Origin of the sequence: Streptomyces sp. SID3212 (assembly GCF_009865405.1) — a bacterium.
GTDB lineage: Bacteria > Actinomycetota > Actinomycetes > Streptomycetales > Streptomycetaceae > Streptomyces.
Genome location: NZ_WWJY01000027.1, coordinates 1 through 739 on the forward strand (window position 1 = coordinate 1; position 739 = coordinate 739).

1 protein-coding gene is annotated in these 739 nt (G+C 75.8%); it reads left to right on the forward strand.

Annotated features, from left to right (window positions below):
- Positions 1 to 739 (forward strand): CocE/NonD family hydrolase C-terminal non-catalytic domain-containing protein (locus tag GT042_RS01260; protein WP_272925663.1); only part of this gene is annotated, 739 nt, incomplete at both ends.

The following is a 739-nucleotide window of genomic DNA, read 5'->3' on the forward strand; positions in this document are numbered from 1 at the left end:
GCACGGACACCACGACCCTGCGCCCCGCCCAGGGCCCGGTCACCGGCGTCGGCACCCTCGGCCGCACCGCCGCGCGGCCCGGCACGACCGCGACGTTCACCGACGACCCTCGCCGCGACGAGGAGGACTGGGCGGAGACCGCCGACCTGAACACCCCCGACAAGTCCGGCTTCGTGACCCGCCCCCTCAGCCACGACCTGCGGCTCTCCGGCTCCTCCACCGTCACGGTCACCGCCACCCCGTCCACGGAGACCGCCCACCTCTCGGCGGTCCTCGTGGACCTCGGCCCCGACACGATCCGCGACTACAACGCGCCGGGCGAAGGCATCACCACCCTCACCGAACGCACCTGCTGGGGCCCCAGCACCGCCACCGACAGCTCCTGCTACCGCGAGACCGCGCCCCGCACCGCCGACGTCACCCACACCGTCCTCAGCCGTGGCTGGGCCGACCTCGGCACCTACGCGTCCGCGTCCCACGGCCGGCCCCTCACCCCCGGCACCCGCTACACGCTCACCATCGATCTCGCCGCGACCGACCACGTCGTCCCGGCCGGACACCGGCTCGCCCTGATCGTCGCCGGTACGGACCGGGGCCTCATCCAGCCGCCGTCCACCACGCCCACCCTCATCCTCGACCTGGCCCGCACCTCCGCACACCTCCCGCTCGTCGGCGGCGCGCGGGCGTTCACCCGGGCCACGACCGGCGCCGCCCCCACGGACCCCGCCCCCGGCAGGTC